This window comes from Pedobacter sp. ok626, assembly GCF_900100435.1.
Taxonomy (GTDB): domain Bacteria; phylum Bacteroidota; class Bacteroidia; order Sphingobacteriales; family Sphingobacteriaceae; genus Pedobacter.
Genome location: NZ_FNEX01000015.1, coordinates 1 through 20,692, shown reverse-complemented (window position 1 = coordinate 20,692; position 20,692 = coordinate 1). Strand labels below are relative to the sequence as shown.

The following is a 20,692-nucleotide window of genomic DNA, read 5'->3' as shown; positions in this document are numbered from 1 at the left end:
ACCAACCAAAACATGAAAGAACCACACAGAAAAGATTGACCAATGACAGGACATAAATGAAAATTGAGGAGCGTTTGCCGCGCCCCCCAATAAAAATAACTGTCCTCAGCTTCCCTATTGGGAATAAAACTATACTACTAGAATATTTACTGAAACAGATTATCAAATGTATAAAAATTTTACCCGATTTTTTTGTACGCCGTTTGGCTACAATAATAAATTTCTGTCGATGGACCCCGTTGTTGGCTTGGTTCTTCAGAAAGACATAAGGAAATGGATCATGCGAATTAACTTAATCAGCATATTACTCATCGCGACTTTTCTACAGGTAAGTGCCATTGGCTTTGCCCAGAAAGTAACCTTTGTCAGCAAAAATGCTACAATGAAAGTACTTTTCTCTCAGATCTATCAGCAAACTGGTTACAGTGTGCTGATGGCCGGAAAAAATGTAAAGAGTACAGATGTGATAGCAGTGGCCTTTAAAAATACGCCGCTGGAGGAGGTTATACGGAAATCTTTAGCGAACAGGCTTGTTACTTATACGATAGAGGATCAGATGATTGTGATCCGGGATCTTAAGATGCCGGCGAATCCTGTTGTTCCGAAAGACACCAGTTTTTTGGTGGAGGGATATGTGGTTAATTCGCAAGGCGATCCCCTGTTGGGCGCCACTGTAAAACTCACTTCCCTGGAAAGCAGTTTCATAGGAACTACTGACCAAACTGGTAGATTCCGGTTTTCCGCACACAAAGGTGATGTGCTAACCTTGACGTATCTTGGATACGAAAGTAAAAGGATAAAAATTTCAACCGCTAACCTGGGCAGCATTGTACTTCAGCTGAAACAGGAATCGCTGGATGAGGTACAGATAGTGATTGGTTACGGGTCAACTACAGAAAGGCTCAATACAGGAAACGTGGCTGTTGTAAATGCGGATGATATTAAAAAGCAGCCAGTAACAAATGTGCTTCAGGCGTTGCAAGGTGTGGTGCCGGGATTGCAGGTAAATCAGACAAATGGGTTTTCCAGTGCACCCTTCAGTGTAAAACTAAGGGGACAGAATAACCTGGCTGTAAGTGGTAACATCGGTGTGAACTCCATTAGTGAACCCCTTTATGTCATTGATGGTGTGCCCCTCATTTCTGGCTCCACAACTGGACAACAAAATGTAGGCATCAATCAGAATTCCTTTAGCGGGCCAACAGGAGGGCAAAGTCCGCTTTATGGTATAAATCCTGCTGACATCGAGAGCATCTCTGTTTTAAAAGATGCGGATGCTACCGCCATTTATGGTGCTAGAGGAGCCAATGGGGTCATCATTATAACAACAAAGAAGGGGCAGGTAGGCGGGACGTCCATTGATGCCAATGTATATAGTGGTGTCAGCCTTCAGGCAAAGACACTCAATCTTATGAATACCAGTCAGTACCTTGAAATGAGAAAGCGTGCTTTTGAAAATGACAACCTGGTGCCGGATAACGGGAATGGTTATGATCTTACCTTATGGGACAATAGTAGGTACACTGACTGGCAGAAAGAACTGCTGGGTACGGCACATACTACAGATGCACAGTTGAGCCTGTCAGGCGGAGCGCAAAATACCACATTCAGACTGAATGGAGGCTTTAATACCCGCACGCCGCCTTTTAAAGGTAATTATAAAGAACAGCGCGGTTCGGGAATGCTCAGCATTAACAATACAGCTTTTGGCGAAAGGTTAACTACATCCGCAATGCTGAACTTTTCATCTACTTTAAGCAATTTGCCTTCTGTAGATCCCACTTCATTAATTTTTCTTGCTCCTAATGCACCCGCTCTGCTTGATGCAAATGGCAAGCCCAATTTTGAGGGTTGGAATGCGGCGGGTGGCCTGCCATATGAAGCACTGGGTATGCAAAGGATTTACAGCGCAAATACCAAAAATCTGATCACCAATTTGTCTCTGAAGTATAAGTTGATGGATGGGCTGGAACTCAGCAGTTCTATGGGGTACAGTCTGACCAGGCAAAATCAATTGCAGAAAGCTCCGGCAAGTACATTCGCCCCGTCCTCATTTGTGCAACGGGAAACTACTTTCGGTGCCAATAATAACAGTACTTGGTTGATTGAACCGAATCTGAACTGGCGTCGTTCTTTTGGGAACCACCATCTGCAGGTTTTGGTCGGCGCAACTTTTCAGAATTCCAGTGCCGACGGCAGTGTCATCACAGCTCGTGGTTTTACAAGTGATGCGCTGATGGAAAATATTGGTGCCGCAACAGAATTTAGTACAATCGGAAATGATTACACGACCCGTTTTCAGTCTTTATACTCAAGAATCAGCTATAATTATAATGGTAAATATGTACTGAACTTGACTGGAAGGAGAGACGGCTCATCTCGTTTTGCCAGTGGTAAGCAATTCGGGGACTTCGGCTCCATAGGCGCCGCATACATCTTTAGTGATGAAACATTTTTCAGAGATCATGTTTCCTGGTTGTCAATGGGGAAAATTCGCGGCTCCTATGGTGTAGTTGGTAGTGACGGTCTGGGTGATTATCAATATCTATCCAGTTACAGGCCTGGCAACAACCCTTATCAGGGGACTCCAACGCTTGATCTCAGTAGACTTGCTAATGATCAGTTCGGCTGGACCACGAACAGAAAGGCAGAGCTGGGGCTGGAGCTTAGTTTCCTGAATGGTAGATTGGCTACAACCTTCTCCGCTTACAGGAACCGCTCGGGCAATCAGCTGGTAGCTTATCCATTGCCTGCGACTGCGGGTTTCTCCGCTGTCGTGGCCAACTTGCCTGCTTTGGTACAGAATATCGGATTGGAATTCAGCTTGCGGTCTCAGAATATCACCACCGATCGTTTCTCGTGGAGTAGTAATTTTAACATCTCCCGCAACAGGAATAAGCTGCTTGAATTTCCGGGATTGGAAGAATCTTCCTATGCAGGGAGTTATGCCATCGGAAGATCCATCAGCAGTATTGGCATGCCGAAATATACGGGTATAGATCCGCAGACTGGTTACTATACTTTTGCTGATGTGAACGGCGATGGCGAGGTGGATGGTTTTGGCTCAAAGGATTATATTTACAAAGACAACACCCCGGCTTTCTTTGGCGCACTGACTAACGATTTCAGATATGGAAATTTTCAACTCAGTCTTTTGTTTTCTTTCACCAAACAGAAAGGAATATACCGGACACAGAATACACTTCCAGGTTCATTGTCACAGGGAAAAGGTAATCAGCTGATCCTGGAGCAGCAGTATTCGGGTAAGGCCCCTCTGGAAAACCTGACTACTGGTAATGCCGGATTCCGGAGCGATTTGTTTAGTTATTACCGTTCTGACGCAGTATGGGTAGATGCATCTTATATTCGTTTGCAAAACCTGTCACTGTCTTATAATCTGCCTGTGAAATTAGGAATGCATGCCCTTAGGGTGTATATGCAGGGGCAGGATTTATTCACCATAACAGGCTATAAAGGAACAGACCCGGCTACGCCAGCGCTGCTTTCATTACCGCCACGGAAAATTCTGACTGCAGGTCTACAGCTCACATTGTAAGTTTTATATAAAAATACGGTCATGTATAACATCAAAAATATCATCAATATCTTTTCCATCGTCCTTCTCATGCTTTTAGCGGCGGGCTGTAAAAAATTCGTGGAGATTGATCCGCCTAAAGGTGAAATCATTAAGGCTGAAGCTTTTAAAGAAGATAATGCGGCTACCTCAGCTGTTTTAGGAATCTATGTAAATATGCTGTCTAATTTTTCGTTTGAGAACAGTGGGATAACCATTTATTCGGGTCTTGCCGCCGACGAACTGGAGGATTTTCAGCAAACAACCGACGGAGTTCAGTTTCAGCGGAATCAACTGCAGCCGCTGAACGACGTTGTGAGCAGTATGTGGACCGGAGCCTATAAAACTATAGCGTTGATCAATACTTGTATTGAAGGGTTGGAACAGAGCAATACATTGACTCCTGCCTTGAAAAACCAGTTATTGGGGGAATGCAAGTTTAGCCGTGCGTTCGTCTACTTTTACCTGGTTAACCTATGGAAGGACGTTCCTTTGGTGCTGACGTCAGATTGGCGTGTTAACGCAGTGATAACGCAGCGTCCTGAGAACGAAGTGTATGCGAAAATCATCGAAGACTTAACAAACGCACAAACCTTGCTTCAGGAAAATTACCCTACAGAGGGTAGGGTACGGCCGAATAAATGGGCTGCTACTGCACTGCTGGCGAGGGTTTACCTTTACAATAAGGACTATGCCAATGCGGAAGCAGCGGCTTCTGCCACTATCGGATCTGGAACTTATTTGCCGCTTCCGGCACTGGATCAGGCGTTTTTACGTGAAAGTCAGGAAGCCATCTGGCAATTGATGCCGACGAAAAATCTGGTACTGACCACACAGGAAGGATATGCTTTTATCGGAGATGTAGACTTTGGTCTGCCTCCAAACTATACCCTTACGGCCTCACTATTAAATAGCTTTGATGCTGCTGATCAGCGAAAAACGACCTGGGTCAATTCGGTAGTTTACGAGAACAATACCTATACCTATCCTTTTAAGTATAAAGACCGGGGTGATTTTTTTGATACAAACCCCAGCGAGTATTATATCATGCTGCGGCTCTCGGAGCAGTACCTGATCCGTGCGGAAGCAAGGGCCGCATTGAACAAGCTAGAAGCGGCAGCAGAAGACATGAATGTCATCAGGGCCAGAGCAGGATTGGATGACTATGTGCCTGTTGGTCAGCCAGCAATGCTGAGCGCAATTGCAGATGAAAACAGACATGAGTTTTTTGCCGAATGGGGCCATCGCTGGCTGGACTTAAAACGCACTGGAAAGGTCGATGCCGTAATGTCGTTGCTAAAGCCGACTTGGAAAAATACAGCAGCTCTTTTTCCGATTCCACAAGCTGAACGTGAACTCAATAGAAAACTCGTTCAGAACGAGGGCTATTAACTTTTAAGGATATCTTCTCACCCTGATGCGCTATCGGGAATATAAACGACTGTTTTACAGTGGTAATGGCCATGTTGTGCGTCAGGTTGAGCGATATCCATTTTTAATAAATAATTATGGAGAAACAAATTTTAAGAATTGAAGGGCTGTCCCATAAGTACAGCAACAACTGGGCGATCCGGGATATTAATCTGGAAATCGGACAACATGGGATACTTGGCTTATTAGGCTCCAATGGCGCCGGTAAATCTACCACCATGAACATCATGTGCGGGGTGCTCAACCAGACGCAGGGAAAAGTGTTCATCAATGGGATTGATATGGCTGAGCATCCAAATGAAGCTAAAAAGCTAATAGGTTTTTTACCACAGCAGCCTCCGTTGTACATGGACCTCACTGTAGAGGAATACCTTATCCATTGTGCCTGGCTCAGGCTGATTGGAAAGACTGATATAAAAAATGCAGTTGGCGAAGCTATGGAGCGTTGTGGCATCACCCACTTTCGCTCGAGGCTGATCAAAAATCTCTCCGGAGGGTACAGACAGCGGGTAGGTATCGCCCAAGCCATTATCCATCATCCTGCTTTGGTAGTTTTGGATGAACCTACAAACGGTCTAGATCCAAACCAGATCGTAGAAGTAAGAGCGCTGATTAAGGAAATTGCACTGGACCGTTCGGTGATTTTTTCTTCTCACATTCTTTCAGAGGTGCAGGTACTTTGTAGTAATATTACTATGATTGAAGGAGGGAAAATCGTCTTTGCAGATACCATGGATGCCTTTAACAACTATGTAGAACCACACAGCCTGATGGTAACGATGAGAAATCCTCCGCCAGATGAGCAATTGCTTGCGCTCAGTGGGATCACTAAAATCGAACACCTTACAGACCGGCAAATGAGGATCTTTTTCAGCGGCGACGACAATGACATCACTGAAAATATCATCGAGGCCAGTGTAGGACAACGCTGGCAACTAAAGGAGATCAACGTAGACAAAAGTTCGATCGACGAAATCTTTGCTCAGCTATCCAACAATCCTAAATCAAAAAATTAAATGAATACCACATTAAGAATTGCCAAACTCGAGCTCAATACCTTATTTTATTCTCCTATAGCCTGGTTTTTATCTATTATTTTCCTGTTCCAGTGTGCGTTAAAATATACCTCAGGACTACAGATACTTATTGGTTATCAGGAAGTCGGCGGACTTCAGTTACAATGGCTGCAGAACTCTACCATATCCGTCTTCGGTCTTCAAATGGGACTGCTCGGCGACGTCATCCGTAAAGTATACTTTTATCTGCCCTTGCTTACCATGGGCCTGATCAGCAGGGAGGTGAACAGTGGAACGATTAAGCTGTTGTACTCCTCACCGGTGAAGGTGAGTCAGATTGTCTTGGGTAAGTTTATGGCGATGATGACCTACAATCTTGTGCTCATAGGAATACTGCTGATTTTCGCAGTTGCGACTACCTTTAATGTCGAGAATGCTGATCTGGGATTCATCATGCCGGGGATATTCGCCATCTACCTATTGTTATGTGCCTATGCTGCTATAGGACTGTTTATGTCCTGTCTTACATCGTACCAAGTAGTTGCGGCCATCAGTACACTGGTGTGTTTTGCCCTGTTGGCGTACATTGGCACGGTGTGGCAGGACAAAGATTTTGTAAGGGACCTGACCTATTTCCTTTCTATCTCTGGTCGTGCGGAACGAATGATCTACGGGCTTATCAGTACCAATCACGTGTTTTATTTCCTGCTGATTATTTCGATGTTTCTGGCTTTTAGTGTCATCAAATTAGAGTCAGGAAGAACTTCAAAATCTGGATTGCAGATTGCGCTTCGTTATGTCGGAGTTTTGATCGTGGCGTTAACCATTGGTTATTTCACATCCCGCCCGGGACTGATTGGCTATTACGACGCGACGAGGGGCAATACGCAGACGCTGACGCCAGCGACTCAAAAGATCATTAAGGAACTCGGCGATGAGCCTTTAGAGGTTACTTCATACATCAACCTGGTGGATGGTTTCTATCGTGGCGGTGGCGAACCGGAACAGCGCAACAGAGATCTTGATCGCTGGGAAGCTTACCGCCGCTTTAAATCCAATATCAAGCTCAATTATGTGTATTATTATGATGTGCCGGCACCCGAAATGGAACTTTTCAAACAATACCCGGGGAAATCGTTAAAACAAATTGCCGAACAATACGCATATTCTTTTAAAACGGATATCAGTCATTTTTTAAGTCCGGAAGAGATCAAAAAGGTTATAGATCTGAGTGGAGAGGAAAATCGCTATGTGATGGAAATGAAATACAAGGGAAAGCGTACTTTTCTGAGGTTATTTTACGATAACGAGCGTTATCCTACAGAAACGGAAGTGGGTGCGGCAATGAAACGCCTGATGGTGAAGCTGCCGAAAATTGTGTTTGTTGAAGGTGAATTTGAGCGCAGTAAAGATAAAACTGGCGATCGTGATTATGGAATGATGGTCGGCATGAAAACAAACCGGCTTGCTTTGATCAATCAGGGATTTGATATCGGTGGCGTTAATCTTGATGTGGAGGATATTCCGGCTGATGTGACGGTACTTGTAATTGCTGATCCGAGAAGAGCCTTCAGTACTCAGGCATTGAATAGGATCCAGAATTATATCGATAAAGGCGGGAATCTGCTTATTGCGGCAGAGCCGGGTAAACAATCTGTGCTTGCGCCTTTACTAAAACCACTGGGAGTTGATCTGAGTGAAGGGATGCTGGTGGAGAAAAGTAAAGATAACGGGCCTGAGCTGGTCAGGGCATTGCTGACGAAGCAAGCTGCGGGGCTTTCAAAAGGTCTGTTGGGTTTTGCTAAGGATAGTGTTGGTGTTTCCATGCCGGGGGTATTGGCATTGAGCTATGGTAATAAAGGAACTTTCAGCATTCAGTCTTTGCTGGTGACAGATTCCCGGGTTTCCTGGAACAGAAAGGGAAGTTTCGCATTGGATTCGGCAGTGATTGATTTTTCAGCGGCGCAAGGGGATCAGCGTGGACCATTCCCGACAGCGCTAGCGCTGTCCAGGAAGGTCAACGGTAAGGAGCAACGGATCGCCATCATCGGAGATGCGGATTTCATGAGTACGGGAGAAATGAAACGCTGGGGAAATGCAAACGGAGAATTCAGTACGCAACTTTTTGGCTGGTTTACTAAGGGTGAATTTCCGATTGACACCAGTCGTCCTGATCCCATTGATAACCACATTAATTTAACCTACAAACAGCTCGATCTGCTAAAGGTATTGCTGATGGGGATTTTTCCGGGGGTATTGACATTGGTTGCGGTAGTATTTTTAGTCAGACGTAAAAGAAAATAACATGGTATTTACAACAGATCAGCAGACACTGGATGACCTGAAGATATTCAGTAGGAATTCTGGGGATTCCATTTATGGCATCTTTAACAAGACCTTTACCAGGGGAGGGTCGGCTTTGCTAGAAGAAATGTTCCGCTACCCGTTTTCAGATTCCGAAATCATCAACACCCGTCTGGCTACTTTTCAGTTTTTTGCGAAAATAAAAACTTTTCCGTTTGATACAGCACAGATCGATATTGCTGAACAGTACCTGCAAAATGTGGACGAGCGGACAAAGATCTCTGCTGATGGTGACCGGACGGCGAATCGGCTAAGTAACCTTGTACTTGATGATGTCAACTATAAATTTATACAAAGAGGTGTAGCTGCGCTGATTAGTTTGCTGAAGGCGCTTTGCGACTTTATGGGGGATCTTGATACCGAGCACGCACCCCATCAGAAAGAACTGGCCGATGTGCTGAATATATTGGGAGAGGAAGATCTAGGAAGCTTGCTGGAGGTATCCGCCCAGGAACGGTTTTCTTACGCCCGTCTTTCTGAATATGATCTGATGCTTAGATTTAAAAACCGTCTTGAGCTCAAAAAGGTACTACTTTATATTTATCATCTTGATGTATATGTATCTGTAGCTAAAGTTGCAGCCACTGAAGGTTTTTGCTATCCCCGGGCATTGGTGGCAGGGGCGGGCATACTGAACCTGGAAGGTCTTTATCATCCTAAACTTGTACATCCTATAACCAATGACTTACATTTAGATGAAAGCAAAAGTGTACTTTTTCTGACCGGCGCCAATATGGCTGGCAAATCTACTTTTATGAAATCGCTGGGCGTAGCGTTGTTTCTGGCTCATATGGGTTTTCCTGTTCCAGCCTCCTCGATGGAGTTTTCAGTTATGGACGGGATATTTACAACGATTAATCTGCCTGACAACCTGAGTGTGGGTAATAGTCATTTTTACGCTGAGGTATTACGGGTAAAAAAGATCGCGAAGGAGCTGAGTTTGTCCCGGCGTCTTTTCGTCATCATAGATGAACTTTTTCGGGGAACCAATGTGAAGGATGCATATGAAGCGACTATTCTGATCACGGAGGCTTTTGCACGTAGGAAGGGGTCGATATTTGTCATTTCGACACACATTATTGAAGCTGGAGAGGTATTGAAGGAAAGTTGCGGAAATGTTGATTTTAAATATCTTCCGACGGTGATGAGTGGGAATACCCCGATCTATACCCGTAAATTGAAATCAGGGATTACAGCAGACAGACATGGAATGCTCATCATTAATAACGAAGGAATTCTGGAAATATTAAAAAATGGTAAAATAACATGAGTTTTATAGCAGATCAACAAACACTGGACGACCTCAATATTTTGGGTAAATATAAGCCAAACTCGCTGTTTTCATTTTTCAATGAGGTGAAAACAACAGGTGGGGAGAAACTGCTGGAGGAGATGTTTCATGCACCGCTAATGGATGAAGATGAGATCAATAGAAGGAGCAAAACTTTCGCTCATTTTCAGCATTGTAAGATTGCTTTTCCTTTCGATGCTGCAGAAGTGATGGCGATGGAAAACTATCTGGACGAAGAGGCTGGTGGTAACCTGGTGTCCCTTACTTTTCAGATATTCAGAAAGCAGTTACTGGCTACCTTGATGAAAGATGAACAATTGCAGACACTGGTTGATGGAATTATGGCTACTATTGGAATACTTAAAGCTGCAAAGCGCCTTTTTGCCAGTCTATCACTTGCTGAGGAGATTCCATTTTATAAAGGGCAGATGGATGAGATCAAATTAGTTTTTGAAAATGCCGATTTGAAAAACTATTTGGATGAAGATCCTGCTAGGATTAGTAATTCCGGAATACATCTATTGAAATTCGATAGACTTTTCAGGCTGAAGCTGCGGGCTGCTGTGTTGAATATACTGGCATTCATCTACGAACTTGATGTGTATACTACCGTTGCGGCGATTGCGGAACGGCGCTCCCTGTCTTATGCCAAGGCATTACCCAAGGAAAGTAATGTTTTCATTGCTGAAGAATTGAGACATCCAGCTATTGAACATGCCGTGGGTAATCCTGTGTCCTTTCGCCAGGATAGCAATGTGATTTTTTTGACCGGTGCGAATATGGCAGGAAAGTCTACATTCATGAAAAGCTACGGTATCGCAATATACTTGGCACACATGGGCTTTCCTGTCGGTGCATCCTCATTGTTGTTTTCCATTAAGGATGGAATTTATTCCTCCATTAATGTACCTGATAATTTAAGATTAGGGTATAGTCATTTTTATGCAGAAGTGCTTCGGGTAAAAAATGTAGCTCAGGATGTGAGTGAGGGTAAGCAACTGGTCGTGATTTTTGATGAACTATTTAAAGGAACAAATGTTAAGGATGCGTATGATGCAACTTACGAGGTCACAGCTGCATTTTCGTCTTATCGCCGTTGCTTTTTTGTTATCTCTACTCATATCATTGAAGTAGGGAACGTATTACAACAATCCCACCCACATATTCAATTCACTTATCTGCCTACGGTGATGCTTGGTAAAGTGCCAAAATACACTTACAAGCTTACACAGGGGATAACGGAGGATCGGCAGGGTATGACGATCATAGAAAATGAGGATATTATAAAGATCCTCAACATATTTTAGAGCGATGCAGCCAATTCTCCCTTTAGTGGAATGAAATAAAGTGATGCTTTATAAGCGAAGGCCTTGCAAAAGAAAGGGTCTTAATTATATGCCGACTGTCTGGGGCAAACTTGTTCCGGACAGTTTCGATAATGAATTTAATCATGGCACTTGTCTGATTCGAATTGCAATAGTGCCTCAAATGGATTACCTTTTAAGCCTAAAAGGTGTGCAAACGCAGGCTCCGTTTTGATACCTTGTTTTTTCAGTTTTATGATTTCTATCCTGAATAATTCTCCTTTTTCGCGCAATAACCGGTCTTCAATTAACATATGTCGATAAGCGTATTGCTCAATGGTTGGGATATTTTGCCCAAATATTTCAAACTCGAAGCCATCAATAAAAAAATTAGCTTTGGTTGATTTTAAAACGCTGTTTTCTGAAATGGTAAAACCAGCTTTATTTCGAAAATGAAGCCCCAAAGTCTGAGAAAATTCAACCATGTCCTTTACGTAGCAGATGATGTCCAGGTCACTTGAGGCTATATCTATGTGAATAGGTATAGTACCTACCAGGATAGGATCGTAAGCGGAAAGCTTCTCCAGAATTTTGTTTTCTGTTAAAGTGATATATGCCTTTATTTGCTTTTTATTACCTGTTTTTAGGTAATCTATATTTAGAAATTTGCATGTTTCATCCTTTAACATCTGTGGATTCAAATTTTGTTGTGAGAATTTAGCGTTCCTAAATTAATGAATAAGCAATTAAAATCAACCTGATTGGGACCTTTTATGTCAGACATTTTAATGGTGTATTCATTTATCACAGTAATGATTTTGAACAATAGGAGCCTTTTAGGGTTACAAAAGTGCAAACCTCAATTAAAAGAATTCACTAGCTATTCTATTTATTTTCTATGTTTGTGTAAATAAATAGGATTCGCATGTCTAAAAGTCTTAGTCAGAAGACCGACAACAATGTAGTATTACTTGATATGAGTGAACGGGAGACTTTTAACCGCCTGTTTAGAACTCACCATGCTCCTTTATGTTATTACGCCGAGCGCATTACCAATTCCAGGGATAACGCGGAAGATGCTGTAGGCGAAGTTTTTTTGAAGTGTTGGAGTAAAGCAACACAGTTTGACAATGAAGATCATGCCCGTTTTTTTTTATACAGAGCGGTTAAAAATGCTTCGATGAATAAGTTACGTACAGATTTACGCGTTGCCAATAAGCATAATATGGTCTCTCCCGATGCTGAAGATACTGAAGAAAGTCACTTGGATCGTCTGGTCCGTAGCGAAGTATTGAGGGAAATATATCAGGAAATAGATGCTTTACCGCCACAGGAAAAAAAAGTGATCCTGCTTAGTCTGGAAGACGGTAAAAAACTTAAAGACATTGCCGATGAACTTAACCTTTCTCTTCAAACAGTTAAGAATTGTCGTTCAAGAGCTGTAGCCAGGTTACGATTCAAGCTTACAGCAGATAATTTTATGCTTCTTAATGCCTTGGTTTACCTTTTTGTGGAAAAAAAATAAAAAAATACTTTGATAGGTACCTTTTGTGCCGGCCGGTGTATTATAAGTAGATGAATACGAATAATCCACATCAAAAAGAACAGTATAGCCGATACGTTGCCCAGCTGATAGCCGGACATATCCGTAAAAACTTATCTGAATCGCAGCAGGCTGATCTACAAATTTGGTTGGAGGATGATCCTGCAAATCTTTTAATATTTAAAGATTTTATGGATGTGGAGACCCGTTTGAGCTCACTTCGTACTTATACAGCATATGATACAGAAAGCCAATTAGCAAAGCTGGAGCAGTTAATGGGTGTCGCTGATCCGGAGACTGAGGTGTTGAAGCCGGCTTTGTGGTTGTCATGGAAAAGGGTCGTAGCTGTAGCAGCTGTAGTATTCATTGTGTTTGCTGCTGGAATGTTTTTTTATATACAACTTTTTGTAGCCAAAGGAGAGGAATCGCAGATTCAGCCCATGACGAACATGGCAACACTCCAGACGGCAAATGGAAAAATAATGGAACTGAGTAATCAGCAGGAGGGGATTCTTGTGGGGCAGGATAACATTACTTACAGCGCAGGTGGAAAAGTTATCGATGACTATCCATCAGCAACAATGCTATCGTTGTCTGTTCCGGTCGGAGGAAATTACCAGGTTGTACTGCCAGATGGTACCAAGGTCCGTTTAAATGCCGCCAGTCAATTGAAATTCCCCGGAAAGTTTTCAGATAGTACAAGAACAGTTGAGTTAGAAGGGGAAGGGTACTTTGAGGTTACTCATGATGTAAAAAAGCCTTTCCTGGTGAAAAGTGGGAAGCAGCTAGTCCGTGTACTGGGTACAGTATTTAACATCAATACTTATTCCCGACAAAGCACGGTTAAAACTACTTTAATTAACGGGAGCGTCAGGGTGATAAATGTGAATAATCAGACCTCATTATTGCTGAAACCCGGACAGCAATCTATCATGCCTGGGGATGGCATCTCGCAGAAAAAAATCGTTGATGTGGCCGAAGAGGTGGCTTGGATCCATAAGGCGATCAGTTTTAATGATAAATCTTTTGCAGATATCATGGATGAGATTTCCCGTAGTTATGGTATTGAAGTTGTTTATGAAGGCCCAATACCGGATGTGCAGCTTTTTGGAAGCATCAACCACAGTGATAATCTCTCATCAGTTCTGAAAGTTTTAATAGCAAGTGATGTTATTCCACGATTAGAGGGGCGAAAATTAATCATCAGTAAGGATAGGCAGCCGAGATAAAGGAAAATCAATCGTAATGATAAGAATGACAATGACATTAATGTCCTGGCAGCGCCATGACTAAAAATAATGGTTTCCGGAAACCGTAACAAACAGATTGTAAAACAAAATTCACAGATATGACAAGATGGATATAAAATATTAGTCTCTATTAAAATATCAAACTGCAATTTATACGATTTAAATTGCCTAAATCAACCAAACTTTTTATGAACCAAATTTATACCAATCAGCCATGCGGTTAGTCCTATTTTTATTGGTGACCGGACTTTTACAGATCGGGAACACCGGATTCTCACAAACCATCACCTTTACAGGTAAAAATGTAACTGTAGAGAAGGCCTTCAGCATCATCCAAGAGCAAACCGGATATCGTGTAGCCGGCAAAAAAGAACTACTCAAGCAAGGTAAACTGTTGACCGTTAAAGCAGACAAAATGCCACTGAATGATTTTCTGAATTTAGTGAGCACGGGGCAACCTTTCGTTTGTCAGGTCGATGAAACAAATATCATTATTTCTGTGCGGGTGAGAGCACCCAACACGGAAGGATTAGGTCAACCCATCAAAATGGTTCCATCCGACCTGATGCAACAACCAATTAAAGGAAAGGTGACTGATGAAAACGGCGCCCCTGTTAGTGGTGCGACTGTCTCCGCAAAGGACGATAAGCAACAGGTGGTGATGACCAATGAACTGGGGGAATTTATGATCAATGTGCCACTCGGAAAAACGGTTACCCTTAATCACTTGGCCTTCCAGTCGAAAGAATTTATGGTGGCTAAGCGGATGTACGACGGACCATTTAATGTGGTACTTACTGAACGAGATAATGATCTGAATGAAGTAAAAATCAATAAAGGTTATTATTCGACATCAAAAGTTTTAAATACGGGTAGCGTTGTCCGTGTGTCTGCAAAAGAAATTGAGCGGCAGCCGGTAACTAACGTGCTTCAGGCTTTACAAAGTCGTGTTCCTGGTTTAATTATCAATCAGCAGAGCGGCAATCCCGGCGGAAATTTCAACATTCAGATCAGGGGACGTAACAGTATCAATAAAAGCAATCCATTATTTGTGGTTGACGGCGTTCCTTTCAGTATGGATGCGATGGGGCAGGTGGCCGGAGTCGTTAGTGTGGTCGGTAGTTCTGTGAACGTATCGGGTAGTGGGTCTGCTGCCGGTTCACAGGGCTTAAGCCCCCTGAACAGTATTAACCCAGAGGACATAGAAAGTGTAGAAGTGCTAAAAGATGCCGATGCTACTGCGATTTATGGATCATTAGGCGCGAATGGTGTCATCCTCATCACTACAAAAAGAGGGAAGCCGGGACCGCTCCGTGTATCTGCGAATTTCAACGCAGGCTTCAGTAGCCCATCGAGTATGCCTGAATATATGGACACTAAGACCTACCTAAAATATAGGAGGCAACTTTTTGAAAATGATGAAAGTAGCCCTGGGGTTACTGATTATGACCTGAATGGGACTTGGGATACGACGCGCTATACGAGGTGGGGAAAGGAATTAATCGGTCGTCAGAATGTGAATGTCAACAGTAGGATTTCGATATCTGGTGGATCAGATAAGACCCAATTTCAAATTGGGGCAGGTTATACCACTATTAGTCCGCCTTATGATGGAGATTTTTCTAATGACAGGACTTCTCTTAGTTTTAGTATCTCAAATACTTCAGCTAACAATAAATTTAAAATGGTATTTAGTGGGAATTATGGAAATGAGGTTAATACGCTGCCAGGTTTAGATATATCTCAGTTTGTGAATCTCGCGCCCAACGGGCCTGTATTGCGAAATCCTGATGGTACACTTAACTGGTGGTCGCCATCAGCGGTCAATCCCTATGCTTCTTTACTGCAAAAGTACAGAGCGACCACGAAAAATATTCAGGGTAATGGTACGATTAGTTACCAGTTGCTGCCATCTCTGATGCTGCGCAGCAATTTAGGGTACAGCGATCGCCAGTTTAATGAAAGCAGACTGAACCCAACTACATCCTTTAATCCGGCAACTAATACCAATGCCAGTGCGCTGATTGGTGTAAACTCGGGCAGCAACTGGATTATTGAACCTCAGGCTGAGTTCAATAAGACACTATTCGGAGGTAAAATCTCATTGTTGGCAGGTGCGACTTTTCAAGATCGCTTCTCCACCGGTCAGACAACTAGTGCTACAGGATTTCCTAGCGATGTATTGCTAAATAATATTGCTTCGGCAAATAGATTTGTAATTAACAACAGGTATGCTAAATATCGTTACAGCGCTGTTTTTGCGAGGGCAAATTATTCTTTGAATGATCGTTATATAATTAACCTAACCGGTCGGCGCGATGGAAGCAGCAGATTTGCGCCAGGTCGACAATTTGGTAACTTCGGTGCGATTGGTGCAGCATGGATTTTCAGCCGGGAAAACTGGGTGTCTGAACATTTACCTTTTCTCAGTATGGGTAAGTTCCGTGGGTCTTATGGTACCACTGGAAATGACCAGATCGGGGATTACAGATACCTGGAGTCATATAGTCCTGTTAATGGAATAACTTATTTAGGCGTGTCGGGACTACTTCCTTCCCGTTTGTTTAACGCGGTTTATGGTTGGGAAAGCAATAGGAAATTTGAACTGGCGACGGAACTTGGTTTCTTCAGTGACAGAATTTTTCTGACAGCCGCTTATTATAGGAATCGTTCGTCCAACCAACTGGTTGATATTCCACTTGCCCCAACAACCGGCAATTCAGTTATACAGGCGAACCTTCCTGCATTGATTCAGAATAAAGGATTCGAATTTGACATTAGCACAAAACAAATCAGTACGAAAAACTTCAGCTGGAGTACTACTTTTAACATCAGCTTTGAGCGAAACAAATTGTTGGAATTTCCTAATTTGGAATTGTCGTCCTACAGTGAGACCTATGTAATTGGTAGCCCTTTGTCGATTTCGCCTAAGTTATTTAAAATGATGGGTGTGAATCCTATTACAGGGATCTACGAATTTATGGACAAAGACGGAAAAGCAGCAACATCTCCTGATTTAGCTGTTAGAACGGAAAGAGTAGACATGAATCCAGATTACTATGGTGGTATGGGAAATAGCTTTACATATAAAGCTTTTCAGCTGGATGTCCAGCTTCAATTTGTGAAGCAGATAGGGCGGAATCCTGTATTTAGTACGGCATTGGGTGGAGCTTTGCCATTCACCAATCTAGTAAATGCTCCAGGATATTATAATGGCAACATTTGGATGAAGGAAAATGACATCGCTACGTTGCAACGACTAAGTGCTGGTGGTTTCTCCCAAGCGGGCGCTGCAGTTTCCACTGCTAATTTCATGCTGCAAAATAGTGATGCGGTCTATTCAGATGCATCTTACATCCGATGTAAAAATGTATCCTTGTCCTGGCAGGTAGATCAGCGGCTGATACGGACACTACACATCGGCCAACTCAGGGTTTATGCCCAGGCGCAAAATCTGTTTACGATCACAAATTATGTAGGCTTTGATCCTGAAAGTCAGGGGTCGGTGTTGCCGCCTTTAAGAACGCTTGCATTCGGCTTACAATTTACCCTCTAATTCTGCACACCATGAAAATATCATATAAACCAATTTTTAGCATTGCCTTACTAGTTATAGTGATCAGCAGCTTTTGTTCCTGCAAAAAATTTCTTGATGTGGGGACGCCTGAAACGGAAGCCACAGCTAAATCTGTGTATTCTAACGATGCTACGGCAACAGCTGCCATGTTGAGTGTGTACGCTGAATTTATGCGGTCTTCGACTTCTATTGACGCTTCTGTATGTTTAGCGCAATCTGCAGATGAACTGACCTCTCTGGCCAATCCTCCAGTAGTAAATTATTATACCAATAACCTCAATTCTTTCGAAAATAATGATTTTTGGACCTTGTATTATCAGTCTATTTACAGGGCTAATTCTGTATTAGAGGGTTTAAGTACCTCCGATGGGGTTCAGGTGGCAGTTAAAGATCAGTTGAAAGGGGAAGCATTATTTGTGAGAGCCTTCTTTCACTTTTATTTGGTTAATCTATTTGGCGATATACCCTATCTGACTACCACAAATTATAATGTAAACAATGTAGCACCCCGCATGCCAGTTGTGCAGGTTTACGGGCAAATTATTGAAGACCTAAAACTTGCCAAGCGTTTACTGACGGATAAGTTTCCGAATGCTGTAAATGTTCCTGGAGATGAACGAGTAAGACCTAATAAAGGTGCTGCTAGGGCTATGTTGGCAAGGGCTTACCTTTATAGCAAAGACTGGAATAACGCAAAACTAGAAGCAGACTCTGTAATCAGCAATACAGGAACTTATGAGTTGCTCCCAGATCTGAATTCAGTTTTCAAAAAAAATAGCAGAGAAGCCATCTGGCAAATGATGCCTAGTGCATCTGGAAATACAAACTCTTTCGAGGGAAGTGTTTTTATTATGGTTTTTCCACCATCATTTTTGCAGCCGCTTGCATTGAGTAATCAGGTTTGGAATGCCTTTGAAAATGGTGATAAACGGAAGGATAAATGGGTTGGTACGTTTTTATCTTACCATTATCCCTATAAATACAAAGCAAAAATCCCAACAGATCCGCTGATTTCTGATTATGCAATGGTGATCCGGTTAGCTGAAGTATATCTAATCAGAGCCGAAGCTTATGCGAATCTGGATAATATTGGTAGTGCGGTTAGCGATTTGAACCGGATCCGGTCCAGAGCGAGGGACGCAGCAGTAAATGGGGCATTGCCTGATTATTTACCTACTATCGGTAAAACTCAATGTCTGGCTGCAATAGAAAAAGAAAGGCAGGTTGAATTGTTTACTGAATGGGGGCATCGTTGGTTGGATTTGAAGAGAACCAATAGGGCTGATGCTGTGCTGAAGCCTTTGAAAGGTGCAAATTGGCAGCTGACTGACCTTTTGTTTCCAATTCCTGATTCACAAATCAACAACTCACCAGTTTATAAAGACGCACAGAACCCGGGTTATTGAGTGGCACGAATGCTAGTTGTGAAACAAGCAATGCTGCGTTAAAGATGAGGGCGGGCCCCTCGGCTCGGCATGCAGGTGCCGAAGCCAAACCACCACTAAGTTGCTGTGGTAAAGAGTCACGGTGGCGAGCGTTAGTGGAAAAGGCATCGTAAGAGGTGTCAGGTAAGTGTTAAGAAGACGAGCGAAAGCGAACCGATCGAAGAGGTGTCGAAAGGATTGGACGATGTCAGAACCGGGGATCAATATCTACCTGGGATCAATAAGGAAGTCACCTGTTTACTGGCCTTATGGCATCCGGCATATAGACGGCGTGATCTTAACACAGGCTTTAATGTGGAACGTGCGAACCTGTCGTAGCGATGTTAAGGGAAAACCTCAAGCCGGAGTGCCAGCAAGAGGGAAAGTACCGATGCGCTTCACGGGGGCGGAACTCTTCGTAGTACTGATGAGGCCTCTGTAATGGATGTGGAGGGAAGGGAGCGTATTATTCAAGTTTTAGAAAACATAGAAGGAAACTGCTTAAGGGCAGGAGGTACAGAAATGAAGAAAACAAAACCATTTACAATTGGAAAACTAGAAGTAATGAATGCTTATTTAAAGGTAAAAGCCAATAAAGGCAGCGGAGGTGTGGATCAGATGAGTTTACAAGACTTTGAGCTAGACAAAGCAAACCATCTGTATAAACTGTGGAACCAGATGAGTTCCGGCAGTTACATGCCCTGTGCGGTGAAGTTGGTAGAAATCCCAAAGAAAGGTGGCGGTAAAAGACCGCTGGGCATTCCTACGATAGTAGACCGAGTGGGTCAGACCGTAGTAAAAGACCTGCTGGAAAAGGCCATGGACAAGATCTTCCATGAAGACAGTTACGGCTACCGTCCAAACAAATCAGCCCATCAGGCACTAGAGCAAGCCCGTAAGCGCTGCTGGAAGTTTGATTGGGTGATAGACATGGACATCCGCGGTTACTTTGACAACATTCCGCATGAGTTGCTAATGAAAGCAGTGAGGAAACACACCGACATCAAATGGGTGCTGCTATACATCGAAAGATGGCTGGTTGCTCCATTACAACTGGAGGATGGAACCATAGTGGCAAGAACGAAAGGCGTTCCGCAAGGATCGGTAATCGGGCCACTACTGGCTAACCTCTACCTGCATTACGTGATGGACTTATGGCTAAGCAGGAACCATCCTGACTGCCCGTTTGAACGTTACGCAGATGATAGTGTGATCCATTGCGCAAGTAGGCCAAAGGCCGAAAGGCTATTGCAATTATTAGCAGAAAGAATGCAGGAATGTGGACTGGAAATGCATCCTGAGAAGACCAAGATCGTGTACTGCAAGGACAGTAACAGAAGGCAAAACTCACCCTACGCCGAGTTCGACTTTCTCGGCTATACATTCAGGCCGAGGCAAGCTCAACACAGCGGACGCAAGGAAACTTTCAGTAACTGGCTGCCCGCAGTAAGCAGGAAATCGAAACAATCTATGACTGAGAAGATGAAAAGCTGGACGATACTTCGGGCATCAGATGTACAGATCGAAGACATAGCGAAAGCTATCAATCCTGTTTTGAGAGGCTGGATCAATTACTACGGTAAGTTTTACCGAACAGAATTAAAGGACTTTATGACAAGAGTAAACTTAATGATTGCCCGCTGGGCACGTCGCAAGTACAAGAAGCTCCGAACGAGCTTGCTGAAAGCCATAATGTGGCTTAAAGGACTATCAGTTAGACAACCATCCTTATTCCTACACTGGGAGATCGGAGTAACACCGAGATGATGGCAACTAACAGAGAAATCCAAGTCCAACCTTCGCACGCGGGATGCTTGACACGAAGTCAATGGTTGGATAATAAGAGCCGTATGATGGGAGACCATCACGTACGGATCTATGAGAATCTCAGGCTGAAATGCCTGGGTTTACTTAACAA

General features: G+C 43.2%; 13 protein-coding genes. 12 read left to right on the top strand and 1 reads right to left on the bottom strand.

Annotation, left to right across the window (positions count from 1 at the left end; genetic code table 11):
* The first annotated feature begins 280 nt into the window (after nucleotides 1-280).
* From BLS35_RS19380 to BLS35_RS19355, 6 genes are all read left to right on the top strand, one after another.
* Nucleotides 281-3,556, top strand: a complete 3,276-nt coding sequence (locus BLS35_RS19380; protein WP_165973357.1) for a SusC/RagA family TonB-linked outer membrane protein — start codon at nucleotides 281-283, stop codon at nucleotides 3,554-3,556.
* Nucleotides 3,557-3,577: 21 nt separating this feature from the next.
* A complete protein-coding gene (locus BLS35_RS19375; protein WP_090784361.1) occupies nucleotides 3,578-4,966 on the top strand; it encodes a RagB/SusD family nutrient uptake outer membrane protein in 1,389 nt (462 codons plus the stop codon).
* Nucleotides 4,967-5,082: 116 nt separating this feature from the next.
* Complete coding sequence (locus tag BLS35_RS19370; protein WP_090784358.1) at nucleotides 5,083-6,021, top strand: ABC transporter ATP-binding protein; 939 nt, start codon at nucleotides 5,083-5,085, stop codon at nucleotides 6,019-6,021.
* Complete coding sequence (locus BLS35_RS19365; RefSeq protein WP_090784356.1) at nucleotides 6,022-8,325, top strand: Gldg family protein; 2,304 nt, start codon at nucleotides 6,022-6,024, stop codon at nucleotides 8,323-8,325. It abuts the gene before it with no gap.
* A gap of 1 nt (nucleotide 8,326) precedes the next feature.
* Entirely contained in the window at nucleotides 8,327-9,655 is a 1,329-nt protein-coding gene (locus tag BLS35_RS19360) for a MutS-related protein (RefSeq protein WP_090784353.1), read from the top strand.
* Nucleotides 9,652-10,983 (top strand): MutS-related protein, encoded by a 1,332-nt coding sequence (locus BLS35_RS19355; RefSeq protein WP_090784349.1) that lies wholly within the window; start codon nucleotides 9,652-9,654, stop codon nucleotides 10,981-10,983. Before BLS35_RS19360 ends, BLS35_RS19355 begins: the two co-directional genes overlap by 4 nt.
* A 137-nt stretch (nucleotides 10,984-11,120) precedes the next feature.
* Here BLS35_RS19355 and BLS35_RS19350 read toward each other — a convergent pair whose 3' ends face one another.
* The gene (locus BLS35_RS19350) at nucleotides 11,121-11,669 is read right to left on the bottom strand and encodes a DUF4269 domain-containing protein (protein ID WP_090784347.1); all 549 of its coding nucleotides are present in this window, start codon (nucleotides 11,667-11,669) and stop codon (nucleotides 11,121-11,123) included.
* Between the two features lie 236 nt (nucleotides 11,670-11,905).
* Between BLS35_RS19350 and BLS35_RS19345 the strand changes: the two genes are divergently transcribed.
* From BLS35_RS19345 to ltrA, 6 genes are all read left to right on the top strand, one after another.
* Nucleotides 11,906-12,505, top strand: a complete 600-nt coding sequence (locus tag BLS35_RS19345) for an RNA polymerase sigma factor (RefSeq protein WP_090784342.1) — start codon at nucleotides 11,906-11,908, stop codon at nucleotides 12,503-12,505.
* Between the two features lie 50 nt (nucleotides 12,506-12,555).
* Nucleotides 12,556-13,752 (top strand): FecR family protein, encoded by a 1,197-nt coding sequence (locus BLS35_RS19340; RefSeq protein ID WP_090784339.1) that lies wholly within the window; start codon nucleotides 12,556-12,558, stop codon nucleotides 13,750-13,752.
* Nucleotides 13,753-13,987: 235 nt separating this feature from the next.
* Complete coding sequence (locus BLS35_RS19335) at nucleotides 13,988-17,329, top strand: SusC/RagA family TonB-linked outer membrane protein (protein WP_090784335.1); 3,342 nt, start codon at nucleotides 13,988-13,990, stop codon at nucleotides 17,327-17,329.
* An 11-nt stretch (nucleotides 17,330-17,340) separates the two neighbouring features.
* Nucleotides 17,341-18,756, top strand: a complete 1,416-nt coding sequence (locus tag BLS35_RS19330) for a RagB/SusD family nutrient uptake outer membrane protein (RefSeq protein ID WP_090784331.1) — start codon at nucleotides 17,341-17,343, stop codon at nucleotides 18,754-18,756.
* 204 nt (nucleotides 18,757-18,960) lie between these two features.
* On the top strand, nucleotides 18,961-19,113 hold the full coding sequence (locus BLS35_RS27900) for a hypothetical protein (RefSeq protein ID WP_175459582.1): 153 nt from the start codon (nucleotides 18,961-18,963) through the stop codon (nucleotides 19,111-19,113).
* Between the two features lie 183 nt (nucleotides 19,114-19,296).
* A complete protein-coding gene (ltrA, locus tag BLS35_RS19320) occupies nucleotides 19,297-20,541 on the top strand; it encodes a group II intron reverse transcriptase/maturase (protein WP_217634945.1) in 1,245 nt (414 codons plus the stop codon).
* The last annotated feature ends 151 nt before the right edge of the window (nucleotides 20,542-20,692 follow it).